General features: G+C 66.2%; 11 protein-coding genes. 2 read left to right on the forward strand and 9 right to left on the reverse strand.

The window, feature by feature from the left end; translation table 11 throughout:
• Positions 1-34: 34 nt before the first annotated feature.
• The 8 genes from DAT35_RS54085 to DAT35_RS54120 all read right to left on the reverse strand — a co-directional run bounded on the left by DAT35_RS54085 (position 35) and on the right by DAT35_RS54120 (position 10716).
• Positions 35-934, reverse strand: a complete 900-nt coding sequence (locus DAT35_RS54085) for a hypothetical protein (RefSeq protein WP_108077327.1) — start codon at positions 932-934, stop codon at positions 35-37.
• 291 nt (positions 935-1225) lie between these two features.
• Positions 1226-2971 (reverse strand): kelch repeat-containing protein, encoded by a 1746-nt coding sequence (locus DAT35_RS54090; protein ID WP_158502321.1) that lies wholly within the window; start codon positions 2969-2971, stop codon positions 1226-1228.
• Between the two features lie 272 nt (positions 2972-3243).
• Positions 3244-3435 carry a LuxR C-terminal-related transcriptional regulator gene (locus DAT35_RS62030; protein ID WP_108077329.1) on the reverse strand — a complete coding sequence of 64 codons (192 nt, stop codon included), beginning with the start codon at positions 3433-3435 and terminating at the stop codon, positions 3244-3246.
• The gene (locus DAT35_RS54100) at positions 3425-4852 is read right to left on the reverse strand and encodes an Ig-like domain-containing protein (RefSeq protein ID WP_108077330.1); all 1428 of its coding nucleotides are present in this window, start codon (positions 4850-4852) and stop codon (positions 3425-3427) included. The genes DAT35_RS62030 and DAT35_RS54100 overlap by 11 nt, the downstream gene beginning before the upstream one ends.
• Before the next feature lie 215 nt (positions 4853-5067).
• Positions 5068-5682 (reverse strand): response regulator transcription factor, encoded by a 615-nt coding sequence (locus DAT35_RS54105; protein WP_108077331.1) that lies wholly within the window; start codon positions 5680-5682, stop codon positions 5068-5070.
• Complete coding sequence (locus tag DAT35_RS54110; protein WP_108077370.1) at positions 5679-7589, reverse strand: ATP-binding protein; 1911 nt, start codon at positions 7587-7589, stop codon at positions 5679-5681. The genes DAT35_RS54105 and DAT35_RS54110 overlap by 4 nt, the downstream gene beginning before the upstream one ends.
• A gap of 391 nt (positions 7590-7980) precedes the next feature.
• A complete protein-coding gene (locus DAT35_RS54115; RefSeq protein WP_233262253.1) occupies positions 7981-9972 on the reverse strand; it encodes an ankyrin repeat domain-containing protein in 1992 nt (663 codons plus the stop codon).
• 165 nt (positions 9973-10137) lie between these two features.
• The gene (locus DAT35_RS54120) at positions 10138-10716 is read right to left on the reverse strand and encodes a class I SAM-dependent methyltransferase (RefSeq protein WP_108077332.1); all 579 of its coding nucleotides are present in this window, start codon (positions 10714-10716) and stop codon (positions 10138-10140) included.
• 91 nt (positions 10717-10807) lie between these two features.
• Between DAT35_RS54120 and DAT35_RS54125 the strand changes: the two genes are divergently transcribed.
• Positions 10808-11284, forward strand: a complete 477-nt coding sequence (locus DAT35_RS54125; RefSeq protein WP_108077333.1) for a MarR family winged helix-turn-helix transcriptional regulator — start codon at positions 10808-10810, stop codon at positions 11282-11284.
• 165 nt (positions 11285-11449) lie between these two features.
• Here DAT35_RS54125 and DAT35_RS54130 read toward each other — a convergent pair whose 3' ends face one another.
• On the reverse strand, positions 11450-13321 hold the full coding sequence (locus DAT35_RS54130; RefSeq protein ID WP_108077334.1) for an RICIN domain-containing protein: 1872 nt from the start codon (positions 13319-13321) through the stop codon (positions 11450-11452).
• A 485-nt stretch (positions 13322-13806) separates the two neighbouring features.
• Here DAT35_RS54130 and DAT35_RS54135 point away from each other — a divergent pair, with 485 nt between their 5' ends.
• Positions 13807-15231 (forward strand): hypothetical protein, encoded by a 1425-nt coding sequence (locus DAT35_RS54135; RefSeq protein WP_108077335.1) that lies wholly within the window; start codon positions 13807-13809, stop codon positions 15229-15231.
• The last annotated feature ends 19 nt before the right edge of the window (positions 15232-15250 follow it).

Below are 15250 nucleotides of genomic sequence, written 5' to 3' on the forward strand. Positions count from 1 at the left end.
TAGCGGGGCACCGGCCGGGTCCAGCCAGCAGGAACTAGGAGGCCGCCACGGGCTTCGGGACGCCGACGACCAGGAGCGTCACGCCGGAGCCGTTGGAGATGCCGTCCGTCTCCTGGTTCCCGACGTCATCGTTTATGAAGGCCCGCGGCGAGGTCAGCCGGACGGTAGACCCCTCGACTGTCCACATTTTGCAGCCGCCACCAACCGTCTTGACGTTATTGTCCTGGTTCTTCCAGAAGGTCACCTGGTAGTTTTGGAGGAGCACCACCGCATCGGAGAGCGGCACCTTGAGATCCACGCTGAGGGTGTCGGTCGTCTGCTGCTCGCGCAGGTAGGCCGTGTACACCCCGTCATCGGAGTAAGTGGCGGCGAGGAGGCCGGCGTCGATCCGCGCCGTCGTGGCAACGTTGTTCGAACGGTCGTTCATCGACGCGGTGGCCTTGATGTAGGCCGTGTTGCCGTTCTCGTACGCGCCCGTCCCAAGCTGGATCGAGCTCACCTGGTGATCGTTGTTGAAGGTGAGCTCCCACCCGGAGAGGAAGGCGGCGTCGATCTTGATCGACCCAGACGGGATCGTGATGCCGTTGCTCTGCTCGCCGTTGTTGATGCCTTCCGCGGAGGCGAGCGTGACCTGGTTGTTCGCGTAGTCGACGACCGCGATGCAGCAGACCACCACCAAGCTTTTGGTCGTGTCGAGGGTGTGATTGCTGTCGTCCTTGAAGGTCCCGTTGACCTTGACGGCGATGGTCTCTTCGCTCACCTTGTTGGGGACGAGGTCGAGCTCGATGGTGCGGACGAAGTGGTCCTGGCCATCGGTGAATTTGAACTCCCAGTACGCGATGCCGACCGTGTAGTTGAGCACTTTGTGCCCGCTGAAAGTGAACTCCGCGGTCCGACCGGGGTTGGTGGTGACGTAGCGAACGGCGATGGGCATGGCTTGGCTCCAGGCCGCCGAGGCGGCGTGTGACGGGTGAGTGACGACGGAATTCGTCCGTGCCCTCCGACGCTGCAGGGCAAACAGCGCGCGCAGGAAGACTCGAACGTCAGACTTTGGCTCGGCCCCAGATTGATGGCGCCAGGGTCCGATGCATTCTTCAGCCGGATCTCTTCACTGGGATGATAAGGAATTGATCATTGTCGGGTTGAAGGGCTGGCTGCTCACTGAAGGGCAGGCGATAAATCACTCGCCTGCGGGTTCGATGCAACCTTCAGAGAGGCTTTGCGCTCAGGGCACGTACACTTCCGCCGTGGCAAGTGGGCGGGTGCCATCTTCGCCACCCACGACGAGAACCCTGCCTGAGGTCAGCAGCGTCGCGGTGTGAGCTCCGCGGGACGCGGCCATGGAGGCGGTTGCGGACCAGGAAGAGGTGGCTGGGTTGTACAACTCCGCGGTGTTGTAATAGCTGCTGCCGTCGCCCCCCGCGACGAGCACCTGGCCCGAAGCGAGCAGCGTGGCGGTGTGGCGGGAGCGGCCTTCGGCCATGGAGCCAGCCGCGGACCAGTTGTTGGTGTCTGGATCGTACAGCTCAGAGGAAGAGGGCCCGGTGAGCGATTGCCCCCCTGAGATGAGCACCTTGCCAGAAGAGAGCAGCGTGGCCGCGTGAAGGCTATGGCTCGTCACCATGGTGGCAGCTGGAGCCCACGAATCGGTGGCCGGGTCGTACACCTCGGCGCTGCTCAAGCTCCCGGAGGCATTGGTCCCTCCCGAGACGAGGACCTTGCCCGAGGGGAGCAATGTGGCGGTGTGGTGGAAGCGGGCGGTGCTCATGGGGCTGGCCGGAAACCAGATGCTGGTGAGCGGGTCGAACACCTCCACAGTGGCTAAAGCGTTGTTGCCATCGGTGCCGCCGATGACGAGCACATTACCCGAGGGGAGCCGCGTGATGGTGTGATGGTAGCGGCCCATGGCCATGTCACCGGCGTAATACCAGGCGTCGGAAGCTGGATCGTACACCTCCGCCCTGCGCAGGGGGGTCGTCCCATTGTACCCCCCAGTGACGAGCACGGAACCATGCTCGGGGATAAATAGTGCGGCGTGAGCGAAGCGGCCATTGGACATGGCACCGACTGGAGACCAGGAGTTGGTTGCTGGATCGTACAACTCCACACTGCGCAGGGTGGTTGTCCCATTGCGCCCCCCAGCGATGAGCACCCGGCCCGAGTCGAGCCGCGTGGCGGTGTGGCTGTCGCGGCTCGTGGACATGGACCCTGCGGACGTCCACCCAGTGACGCTGAGTTGAGCCGTGCCGCTCACGTCACCCAGGGTGGCGGTGATGGTGACGGGCCCACCCGCGGCCACGCCGGTGCCCAGGCCCGTGCTGCTCACGGTGGCAATGGCGGTGTTGCTCGTCGTCCACGTCGCGCTGTTCGTCACATCGACCGTGGTGCCGTCGCTGTAGCTGCCTTGAGCGGTGAACTGCTGTGTCGAGCCCGAGAGCACCGAAGCCGTCGCGGGGGTGAGCTTGATGGAGGTGAGCACGGGCGGCGGAGGGGTGATGGTGAATTGAGCCGTGCCGCTCACGCCACCCAGGGTGGCGGTGATGGTGACGGGCCCACCCGCGGCCACGCCGGTGCCCAGGCCCGAGTTGCTCACAGTGGCAATGGTGGTGTTGCTCGAGGTCCACGTCACGCTGCTCGTCACGTCGCGCGTGGTGCCGTCGCCGTAGCTGCCCTGGGCGGTGAACTGCTGCGTGCTGCCTACGGGCACAGAGGCACTGGTGGGTGACACCTGCAGCGAGAGGAGGCGAGCGTCGGTGACCTCGAGAGTTGCCTCGCCCGAGGCTTCGTCCGCGTTGACTGTGATGATGGCGCTACCGGGCTGGAGAGCCGTCACGTTGACGGTGCCGTCCGGTTGCGGTTCGACGGAGGCCACTTGAGGAGCGGACGATGTCCATTGCTGTGAAGTGGAGGCGTCGAGGTCGACGACGCGGCCATCGTCATAGACCCGCTGGGCCTTCGCGGTGGTCTTCATCCCCGCGGAGACGCTGGTCTCCGCGAGGACGACACGGAGCGAGAAATCTTCTGATGGAGATGAGGAGCAGTGGCAGCCAGTGACTGCCAGCGTCAAGCAAAAGGCGAGAAGGGAGAGCGGTAGGTTTTTCATGCGAAGTGGCCCTGGGTTCATGGTGGGGAAAGGCCCAGACGGCCAGCGGCCAGAGGAGGCGCCGGGTCATGTCGGCGCGGCTACCTCTACTCAGAGTTTCAGGTCATGGATATTGGACCTTGTGCCTACACAGCGCGGGCTCAGCCCCGGCCCAGCCGGTCCACCAGCCGCACCAACTCGGCGACCGAGTTGACTCCCAGTGTCTGGATGACACGGCCGCGATGCACCTTGAGGGTCTTCTCAGTGGTGCCGAGCTGATGTACGATTTGCTTGTTGGGCAGGTGCGAGGCTGGCCTCGGCGCGCCAGCCCCCGCTTCCTGGCTACGGCGCAGGCATCCAGGCCAGAGCCAAGTTCCTGCCGCTGCCCGCGCTCACGTCCTGGATATCGCTGCCGTCGGCCAGATTGGCGCTCCGGATCATTCCAGCCAGCCAATCCGCCCAATACAGCCGCCCGGCCGTGACATCGATGGCAATCCCGTGCACTGTGGTCTGGCCGGTCACCAGGGTGGTGGCGTTGGAGCCGTCCAGGTTGGCGACATAGATACTGTTGCCGCGGGTCGAGTAGTACACCTTCCCGCCGCTCGAGTCGACCGCCAGGCCCACGCCCTGGCCGCCCAGGTTTGAAGCGAGGGTCTCCAGGTTGGTACCATCGAAATTGAATCGTACGAGCCTGGTGTTGTTGTAGGTAATGACATACACCTTGCCGCTCGGGACATCGAACGCGATGGCGGACGGGCTATCGATGCCGCCGACGACCTGCGTTGGATTGCTGCCGTCCAGCTCGGCGCGCATGACCCGGCTCCCGTTGAAATCGGACCAGTACAGCTTGCGGTTCGTCGAATCGACTGCCAGCCCGGAGGGGTTGCCTCCGTTCGGCACGATATCGACCGGGTTCGCTCCATCACTGTCCGCTCGAACGATTGCGTTGCCGCGTTTGTAGAAGATGGTACGGGTTTCCGGGTCGGTGGCGACGAGAGCTGCCCCGCTGATGCCGGTCTGGAGCTCAATGGCATTCGTGCCGTTCACGTGAACCCTCCACAGCGAGCCGGCGGCAGTCACCCAGTAGAGGCTCGCAAGACTGGTGACGTCGACCACGAAGGTGGTGGAGGTGGTGGCGGAGCCGTCACTCACCGAGAGGGTGATGGTGGTGGAGCCGCTGGCGCTGGCGGGGACGACGTTGAGGGTGCGGCTGGAGCCGGAGCCGCCGAGGACGAGATGGCTGGGGTCGTTGGGCACCAGGTCGGTATTGGAGGAAGTGGCGGTGACCGTGAGGCTGTCGGCGGCGGTCTCCACGTCGCCCACGGTGAAGGCCAGGTCGCCGGTCGAGCTGCCAGCAGTGATGCTCTGGTTGGCCACTGGGGAAATGGTAGGGACGTCGTTCACTGGCGTGATGGTGATGGTCACCGTGGCCTGGGCGCTCTGGCCCTTGCTGTTGGTGGCGCGGAAGGTGAGGGCATCTTCGCCATTGTAGTTGGCGCCGGGGGTGTAGGTGACGAAGCCATCGGCGCTGATCTCACTCAGCGTGCCGTGGTCCGGCGCGTCGACGATACTGAAAGTGAGTGCCCCGTTGCCGCTGGCCGGCAGGTGCACCTCGAGGGGTGTGTCTTCCGCCGTCTCGAGGGTGTCGTCTTGGGCCACCGGTGCGCTGTCGTGACAAGCGGCGAGGGTGCTGACAGCCAGTGCAAGCACCAGTCCGGCGCGCAATGCGGTGGCTGGCGCTGCGAGCCACCTCGAAAGCAAATAGGACATGAACCCTCCTCGAGGTACGCCCGACATGGGCGATGGAAACGCGGAACGGGTGGGCGAAGTCGTGCCCGAAGATGGCGGCGTCGCCCGGGTTCGAGCGGTCGCCAGGCACCCCGTCACGCACACCGGGCTCCGCTGGAGATAGCGAGCGTGCGCCCCGCTCTCTACTTGGAATGTCGGGAAGTGGATATTGGACCTAGTGCTTACACAGCGCGGGCTCAGCCCTGGCCCAGCCGGTCCACGAACCGCACCAGCTCCGCCACCGAGTCCACGCCCAGCTTCTGGATGACGCGGGCGCGGTGCACCTTGATGGTCTTCTCAGTGGTGCCCAGCCGCTGGGCGACCTGCTTGTTGGTCATCCCCTGGGCCACCAGCGCGCATACCTCGCGCTCGCGGGGAGTGAGGACGGCATGACGGGCATGCAGCGCGGCTGTCTCGGCGCGGCCAGCGCGGGCCGCCGCGTCCTTGAGCAAGGCCTCGGAGATGGCTCGCAGCAGTTGTTGCTCATCATAGGGCTTCAGGAGGAAGTCCACGGCGCCGGCCTTCATGGCCCTGACGCTGGCTGGCACATCCCCGTGGCCGGAGATGAAGATGACAGGCAGGTGGCAGTCCTTGGACTCCATGGCCTGCTGCAGCTCCAGCCCGTTCAGCCCCGGCATCCGCAGGTCCAGCACGGCGCAGCCCGGCGTGTCCCCGGACAGCTGCGCGAGGAACTTGGAGGGCGAGGCGAAGGACTTCGTGGCATAGCCGGCGGCCCGCAGCAGCCGCCCCAGCCCCCGCAACACGGACTCATCGTCGTCCACGAGGAAGATGGTGGCGGGGGCTTGTGTCATGGCGAGGACTCCATGTGCGCCGCGGGAAGCACGCACCGTAACAAAGCCCCCTGCCCCGGAGGGCTCTCGGCTTGCAAGCGGCCGCCGTGCGCCTCGACGATGGAGCGGCTGATGGACAGCCCCATGCCCAGCCCGTGCTCCTTGGTGGAGTAGAAGGGCTCGAAGATGAGGACCAGCCGCGACGGCTCGATCCCTCCTCCCGAGTCTTGCACGCTCAGCTCCACCTGCCCCGGGCCTGGCGAGGCGGTGCGGACCTGCAGCTGGCGCTGGCCCGCGGGGACATCGGCCATGGCCTCCATTGCGTTGATGAGCAGGTTGAGCATCACCTGTTGGAGCTGGATTCCGTCCCCCTGGACGGCGGGCAGCGACGGGGCCAGCGCCAGCTGCAGGGTCGCGCCGCGCAGGTGCATGTCGTTGGCCAGCAGGCGCGCCACCTCGCGCACCAGGTCATTGAGCGAGTGGAGCTCCTGCCGGGGCTCCCCCCGCTTGAGCAGCGCGCGCATGCGGTGAATGACTTCGCCCGCGCGCTTGTCGTCGGAGATGATGTCCTCGAGGGCCTCGCGCACCTCGTCCAGCTCCGCGGGGGTGGCGTTCAGCAGGCGGCGTGCGGCCTGGGCGTTGCTGAGGATGGCGGCCAGGGGCTGGTTGAGCTCATGAGCCAGGGAGGTGGCCAGCTCGCCCAGGGCGGCCACCCGGCTCACGTGGGCCAGCTGATCCAGGGTTCGACGCGCCTCCATCTCCGCGAGCTTCTCCCGGCGTTGGCGCTCGAGGAGCTCGGCCTGGGCACGCATGCGGCGGCGGCGCTCCACCACGAGCCCCCCGGCCACCAGCGCCTGCAGGCCGCTGATCGTCAGGGCCCCCAGGACCCACCAGCGGTAGCGCTCCCAGAGCGTGGGCTCGTCGAAGGCGAGCCGCACCCCGGGAGGCACCTGCTCGCGGGGGATGCCCCAGCGCCGCAGCGCGCGGGCATCGACCGTCAGCGTGTCCACGGGTGCCGGCTTCAGGGGCGCGAGGAATTCCTCCTGCTCTCCGCGTAACACGCGGGAGGTGAGCATGCCCAGCTGTTGGCCCACGGCCTCGTAGCTGACGAGCGCTCCGCCGACGAACCCCAGACCCAGGACGGTGTCGTGGAGGGCGAAGCAGGGCCGGTTGCTTGCGGAGAGCAACATGCGTGCGAGCTCGCGCCCCACGAAGGGTCTCCCGCTGGGATCGGTCATGAAGGTGAAGGTGAGGACAGTGGTGTCGTCCGGCAGGGTCCTCGCGCGCTCGAGCATCTCGGCCAGTGGCAGGTTGCTCAGGTCGATGAACTCCAGCCCCCGCTGCGCCAGCAGCGGTTGCAGCTCTCGCACCAGCTGCTCCTGCCGAGCGCGCTCCCAGGGACTGGAGCCGTTGACGAGCGCCAGCCTCCGTGTGCTGGGCAGCAGCTGCAGGGCCAGCTCCGCGGTGGCCCGCATGTCATAATGCAGCCAGAGGCCCGCCACCCGCTCCGGGCGAGGCTGCTGCTCCCAGAGCCGCTCGTCCTCGGAGAGGACGATCATCGGGATATCCGGCCACAGCTCCCGGCGCAGCTGCAGGGCCAACTGGATGGCGTCGGAGCGGAAGGCGATGAGGGCATCCGGCCGACGCTCCCGGTACTTGGCCAGATACCAGGTGTACAGGGCGTGTGTGTAGGAAGGCCCGCGGGCCCAACCTAGATCCAGGCTCTCGACATCCAGAGTGATCGGGCCGTCCTGGGCCCCCCACAAGGAGGAGCGGAGACTGGCGACGAGCGTCGCCATGGCGGGCAGCGCCGTATCCTCGGGAATGAGCAGGAGCACGGACTTTCCAGCCGGACGCGCCTCCTGGGCCACCGCCTGGGGGGGCAGCAGCGATAGGAGGCAGAAGACAAAGACCATGCGCCAGGACATGGCGGACACTGTGAACCGCATGAGGGGTATCAGGAGACTCCAACGCTGGACGGCGAGGAACAGTTCCTCGTGTGGGCACGTTGGAGGGTGTTGAGAAGAGGTAAGCAGGCCCAAGATATCGTGGTCCCCTGCAATCGACCCAGCACAAGGCAGATGCACCCAGGCAGCCGTGCGAGCTGGCCGCGCTCGTGGCGCTGCACCTTGAGCTTCGCCACCTCGGCGCGGAGGGCCTCCCACGGGAACGGGGTGTAGAGGTCGATGGTGTTGCCGCTCTTGCGCGGGGTGTGCGTGCAGAGCTCGAGAAGCACGCCAAGGTGCGCGATCAGGTCATGTACGCGCGGCTGCGGTCCTGAGCTCTCATCCCACTGACAGGGAAGTGCCGGAGTCCCACTCAGATCAGCGCGGGCTTTCCCTTGCGGAGCAGATTGAAGAGCTTGTCCCGCTCCAACACCTGGGAAGCGAAGGCACCCCGGACGAAGATTTCCTTGAGGGCCGCGGCCTCGGCGTCGAACTGGCCATTCTTGAAAGGGTGCCGTGCCTCCACCTTGCCCTGGACATCCTGCTCGTCCTCGATGAGCACGTTCGCCTTCACGACACCGCCCACCCGGAGCGAGGGGTCGTTGTGGTGACACCAGACGACCTGGGCCTCCAGGTCTCCGCCGACCACCATCTCCGCGTCCGTGTCCACTCCGGCGGCGCGCAGCGAGCCCCCCACCACGAGCAGCCCTTCCGGGCCCACATTGCGCAGCACGCCCTCCACCGAGAGATTCCCCGTCACGAGCAGGGGTCCGGTCAATTGCACGCTCCCCTCGAGCGTGAGGTCCCCTCGCACGAAGCGAGGCGCCTTGGAGAAGGCCGTCGCCGGCTCCTCTGGGGGAAGGACGTCACGGACGAGCTCCACCACCGCCATCGCGGTCCAGGGCCGCTCCTTCTGGAGCGCTGCCGCGGCCTCGTCCCAGGACGCCGCTCCCTTCAACACCAGCCCCTTCAGCACCCGCTCCACCTCGGCCACGTCCTTGTCCTCGAAGTACCAGGATTTGAGGATGGACTTCTTCTTCTGGCCCAGGGCATCCAGGAGGGGTTGGACGTCCAGCCTGCGGGCCTCACCGGAGGGAGGCTTCGCTCCCAGGAGCTCGGCGAGGTGGGGGTTCTCGTGGTCCAGGGCCCCTTCGGCGGGAGTATGTCCCTCCGAGTCCTTCCGGGTGGGGTCCGCCCCCGCCTTGAGCAGGACCTCGATGACTGGCCCTCGGTCCTTGAAGCGCACCTGCTGGTGCAACGGCGTCCAACCCTTGCCGGCATGGGGGTTGGCACCGGCGTCGATGAGCGCCTGGGCCACGTCGGGCCGCTGCGCATTGAAGAGTGCGGACCGGCCGGCCTTGTCGAGCGCGTCCACCGGCACCCCGCCCTTGACCAACAGGGGAATGCAGGCCTCGCCACCATGCTCGGCGGCGAGGTGCAGGGCCGTGGCCTTCTCGTCATCGACGGCCGACGCGGACAGGCCCAGGGCGAGCAGCTCCTTCACCAGCGCCGCGTCATCCACCATGGCCGCCAGGTGCAGCAGGCCACGCCTGTTCTCGTCCAAAGTCCCCAGATTCGCGCCCAGCGCGCGCAGGGCCAGCACGCGGCCGAGCCTGCCACTCACTCCAGCATCGGGACCGAAGAAGGGGGCGGTATCCATTCCCGCGGCGAGCAGGAGGCCCGCGTCCAGGGCCTTGGCCTGTTTGCCCTTGGGACGGCTGGCGGGTTTGCGCGCCCGCAGCCAGGTGATGAAGCCTTCATCGGAGAACGCGCCCTGCAGGCCGTTGAAACAGCTCGCATCATCGTCATCGACGTTGATGACCTGCAGCTCGGGTGTCTCCTCGACCTGGGCGAGCAGCGCCTCGTAACCCTCCTTCGGGTTGCGCTGGCGCAGGGCGCGCCATGCCTCGAGCCCCCGGCGTGCGCGCGCATGGTCCGGGAGGTCACGCAGTCCCTGTGCTTCCTCCAACGCGGCCTCCACCTCGTCGAGCTGCGCGTCGGTGGGCCGTCCGCGCACCACCTCTTCCGCCCATTGGCTCAGGGCCAGGGACCGCGCTCTCTGGGCGTCGCTCAGCTTTCCACCCGCGCGGGTGCCCCGGGTCAGAGCGAGGAGCCGGTCGCGAATCCGCCAGTGCTCCGCCTTGAGTTCCCGCGTCCAGCGGTCGGGCTCCACGCGTCTCAATGCGTCCATCGCCCAGTTGAGGGAGTGCAACGCCATCAGATGGTCCGGCTCGGCCTCCACCACCTGACGCAGGAGCGGAATGGCTTCGTGTACCTGGGGTGGCGTCTCGTCGAGAAGGCCGTCCACCTTCTTCATCAGCTTGGAGACATCCACTTTCTTCTTTGTATCGGAAGGCGGAGACATGGGGAGGCGGATACTGCCATGAAGCCGTCCCCCCGAAGCGGCGACAACAAAAGCCCGGGTGCGATTCCGAGAAGGTGAGCCTGCTCGAGCCCGGGTGTCAGAGGGGCAGCTGGCCGAGCGCTTGAGCGTCGAGACGAAGCTGGGGGCCTTCGTGGCGTACTGAGCTCACCCCCTGGAAGGCGAGCGGACCAGCCAGTACCAGTGAGAGCGGACCAGGCGGCGCCGGCTCTTCGTCGCATCCTGTAGCTCGAAGCCGGGGGCGAAGATCTCCTTCATGGACGCGGGCGAAAGCGTCATGTCGCTCGGAGTCCAGTCCAGCGCCCAGATCAGATGAATGCCCCCCGGCTTGAGGAGGCGGGACACTTCCGACACGTAGGCCCGCTGCCCCTGGGGGTCGAAGCAATGAAAGCAGCCGACGTCGAAGGAGACGTCGTAGGGGCCGCTGAGCGCATCCAGGTGCGTCACGTCACCCACGATGAACTCGGGCCGGACGTCGTCCTGGGCGACCCGGGCCCGTGCCTTGGCGATCGCGACGGGCGAGAAGTCCACGCCGGTCGCGCGCAACCCCTGCTGCGCCAGATAGCGCGTGAACCTGCCGACGCCACACCCCAGCTCCAGGGAGCTCCGGGGTGAACCCTGCCGGGCCAGTGCTTGAATCTCCTTCGGGATGCGGATGTCTCCCCAGAACGTGATGGGGGCGCGATAGGCGCGATCGAAATCAGCGCTCGTGATGGGTGCGCTCATGAATGCCTCCGTGTTTCCGATGCGTGGTGGCGAATCGGACAGGAGGCAATGTATATAGGGTGCTATGAAAGTCAAGACTGTATAGGATGCTATGAAATCCAAGGCTGATACTCACTGGGACCCGGAATCCACACCGACCTTCTGGATCAACCACGCGTCGCGGTTGCTGATGCGCCGGTTCGAGCAGCTTCTCCGTCCGCTCGACTTCGGGATGGCCTACCTTCCAGTTGTCATTGCGCTCGAGGAGCACGGGGCGCTCTTGCAGAAGCAGCTCGCCGAGTACGCCCGAGTCGAGCAACCCACGATGGCCGCGCTCCTCACACGGATGGAGCGCGACGGACTCATCGAGCGTGAGCCGCATCCGAGCGACAAGCGCGCGAGCCAGATTTCACTTTCGGCGAAGGCGAAGGCCCGCCTGCCCCTGGCGAAGAAGCAGCTCGGGGAGGTCGCTGAACAGGCGACCTCGGGCTTCAGCGAACGCGAGCGCGCGACGTTCCTGGCGCTCCTGCGCCGCGTGGTGGACAACCTCACCCCGGATGCAGAGGAGCGCGGTGGCGAGGGGCCGTGAGGCGCCACGGGCCGGCGGGTACGCCGCTCTCAGGACCGGAAGCCGGGCTGGATCAACGGACAGGTCCTGTGCGCCAACGGTGGAATCATCTGAGGCCCAGTGCAGCCGGGGAGCCGCGCCCTCTCGAGCGCGGCCCGCCCCCGTCGCCTACCTACGTCCGTGCACTCACCGGGGCTGGATCGCCCACTGCTGGTTCGCAACGGTGGTGCAGCTCCACTGTTGGACGTTCGCTCCATCGCCCGTGGAGGCATTCGCCACGTCGACACACTTGCCGCTATTGACGTTGACGAGGTTGTAGCTCCCATTGCTCAGAGGAGACAGGTGGAAGACCTGGGCGTTCGTCCCATTGCATTCCCAGAGCTGGACGTTGGCGCCGTCCGCGGTGCTGGAGCTGCTCACGTCGACACACTTGCCGCTGTTGACGTTGACGAGGGTGTAGTTGCCGCCACTCGCCGCCTCCAGACGGAAGGCCTGGGCGTTCGTCCCGTTGCAGCCCCACTGCTGGATGTTGGTTCCGTTCGCCGTACCGGAGCTGCTCACATCGAGGCACTTGCCGCTGTGTTGCGCGACGAACTGCACGATGGTTCCGGGCGGGGGGACCTGTCCGCCGCCGCCGGAGCCAGGGTCCGAACCATCGTTGCACGTGTTCGTACCCGAGCCACCGCCGGGGAACGTGACGCGAACGACGGCCTTCGCGCTGGTCTGCTCGAGTACGGAGATGCTGACACGGCCGTCGGGATCCTGGAAGGTGCGGCCCGCGGTGAGGCGGGGATCCCTGTGGTTGTTGGGGTAGCCCGACGCGAGATCCAGCAGGAGGGGGCGGGTGTCCCCGCTGGTCGTGCGGTAGTCCTGTGCGACGTCGATGTGCACGCCCGGGTTGACCTCCGGGGCCCCATCCGGGCCCGCGTTGAACGTGGCGAGCGCGGGGTTCCTGTACTCCACCCAGAAGGAGAGCGGTTTGCCTCCCACCGTGTCCCCGGTTGGAATCTGCAGGGATTGAATCCCATTGGACGCGGTCTGGATGGGGGTCAGCTCGAACACACCGTCGCGCGAGACCCGCACGTTGTTGCACTTGTCCAGCCACAGCATGGTGGACTTCTGGAACGCGTTCATGTGCCCCAGACCTCCGCCCATGGTGTTGAAACGATTGCCATACTCATCAGGGCTGCAGCTCGTGTACGGATCCCTCCGGTATGCGACGCCGCTGCCGCAGCGGGCCGTGGACGCGTGCCCCAGGCCAAAACCATGGCCCATCTCGTGCGCGAAGGCATTCGGATCCGTGCAGGTATACAAGCTGCCATCACCGAACACCGGGCCTCCCGCCGCCGGAGGTCGCCCCACCCATGCGAGGCCACAGGCACAATTGCTGAGCCCCGGGTTGTTCGGAATCACGAAGCCCACGTGGGAATAGACACCGAGGTTGATTCCCTGGCTCGCCGCTGCCGCGCGCGCCGCGTTGCTGATGGTGTCGAGATTGCAGTTCGCCGGCGTCGGAAGGCTGAGCGGCGCCAGGGCGTCCCCTTCGACGTTCCAGATGCCGTAGGAGATTTCCCGGTAGTAGGCGCGCACCGTGTCCAGACGCTGCCGGGCGGTGTTGACATCGATCCGCGCGGTCGTGCCTGGGAAGACCAGCGGGAGAATGGCGACCCGGATGGTCCTCGGCGTGCCATTGAGCAGGGCGTCACTCGTGGTCGCGAGCCCCTCGGCGGGTCGTACGACCTCGATGGACTCGGCCTGGAGGAGCTCGCCGACCCGCCCGGGCTGCTCACCACCGGAGCGCGATCCGGGCTCGAGCCGACCGCGAACCTTCACGTGGTCACCCGTCTGGAAGTCAGACGGCCCATCGAAGGACAGCTCGAAGCTCTGGCCTTCCGGAGTCGTCAGGCCATACCCCATCCGATGTGAGCCGTCCGCGTTGTCGACGGAGAACATTCGCAGCTCGCCCTCGTAGAGGGGCAGCTCGTCGGCACCGGAACAACCCAGCGCCAGGACGGAACACGTCCCGACAAACCATTTCGTGATGCGTCCAGGAAACATGAGCTCACCTTTCGCATTCGGTTGAAACGAAACGTTGGTTCGACATGGGTCACGCCCATGCCGTGCGCGCATATAGCGCTCTCGTCTCTCCGCATGAAATGAAAAACGTGTTTAAGCTGAAATCCATGCAATCGAACCGAAAACATCCAGGCCCTCTGTATCTCCTCCGCGCCGTATCCCTCGCGAAGTCATCCAGGGAGGAATCTGCTGCCGAGGGTGTTCAGCATCCGGTTGTGATTGAGGACGCCACTGTTCGGGAGCTCGATGGGGTGGCGGAGCGGATGGGCCGGCTTCCTGCTCGCGGGTGTTTTGCCGGGCCCTCGTACGACGCAAATTCGTAGAAGCCGAGAAGGTGGCCCCCGCGCGTGCCGAGGTGCTGTCACTCATTGGCTGTAGAATGGCCGCGGCCACGAGTCGGGGCAGGCTCTCAGGGGCGCCTTCCGCACGTTGCGTGGCCGTTCAGCAATCCTCTCGAGGAGTGGAGCATGAGCGCAGTCCTTCTGGGCCGACGTTCGTCATCTTGGGGTTTCTTCCTGGCGCTCTCTGTCGCGGGAGTGCTCGCTGGCTGCACTTCGTCGTCGGAGGGCCCGTCTGAAGAGACTCCTCGACCCGAGGAAGAGTCTCCGCCAACACCGGTCCCTTCGTTCACCTGGGGCAGTGGCACGGACACCGGCAAGCTCGAGGGCAACGTGTGGACCCCTGGGCGTGACGCGACGGGACTCGTGAACGAGGTGTCGTGGGCGCTCGTCCCCAAGGGGCGGTGGATCGAAGTCGCTGGAACGCCGCTCACCTCGCTCGACGCGGAGGTCAAGGCGGCGATTCCTGGCTTCCGAGATCTCGGCTCCCAAGGGCTTGCCGGGGTCATCAACGCCTACTCCGGCGTGGCGGTCGACGCGCCTCACGCCCGCTGGTGGGCCTTCGGTGGCGGGCACGCCGACAGCTCCAACAATGGCCTCTACCGCTTCGACATGGCGAAGATGCGCTGGAGCATCGAGCAGCTCCCCGATGACCCGGCGAACTGGGCGGGAGTCACCTACGGAAACACGTACAGCTTCTACCCACCCGCCGCGGAGTACTCCAAGGCCCACCCAGACAGTGACGTCTACTCGGATGAGTTCTTCGATCCAGGCCGGCCTGCCGCGTCGACCGGCCACCCGGTGGCCCGCCACACGTACAACGGGCTCGTCTACAACCCGGACCTCCAGGAGGTGGCTTTTGGCGTCCGGCGGATGTGGCGCTACAGCCTGACCACCCACACCTGGAAGCGCCACAACCCCTTCAACACCCCGGGTGCCACGTACGACGGGGCGACCGGATACGGCGGCGCGTCCGGCTGGACGTTCTGGGACGAGGTGAAACACCGTTACCTCTTTGGCCCCACGGAGAACTACAACTATTCGAGGTGGTGGTCCTTCGACACCGACGACCAGTCCTGGAACTGGGAGGTCATCACTCCCCCCGCGTGGTATTTCGCCCAGATGGTCAGGGTCGATCGGAAGCTGGTGAGCTTCCCCGCCCCGGAGGAGGCCCACGGCACCTTCCCTCCGAGGCTGGTCACGTACGACATGGACACGGGGAAGTGGGAGACCCTGCTCCTGGAGAGCAACCTCGAGCTCTCACGCTGCTACAGCGAGTACTTCGAGGGACAGATTTTCGCCTACGTGCCACCGCGCAACCGCTACGTCGCCGCGTTCCGGTACGACGGCGATGGGGATGGGAGGTTCGAGTACCGGACCTTCGAGATCGACCCGGTGACCCTCGAGCTTCGCGAGGCGCCGGAGTACGAGGCCGGCGCCTTCGGCGGGTGGCACGACAACGTCAAGAACCGCTTCTTCTACCTGGCGACGCATGACGCCCTCGTCTACGTGCGCAAGGGAGAAGAGAACCTGCGAGTCTTCCGGCTCCCCTGAGTCAGCCGTTCTCCACGGC

The sequence above is a fragment of the Vitiosangium sp. GDMCC 1.1324 genome, from assembly GCF_003044305.1.
GTDB lineage: Bacteria > Myxococcota > Myxococcia > Myxococcales > Myxococcaceae > Archangium.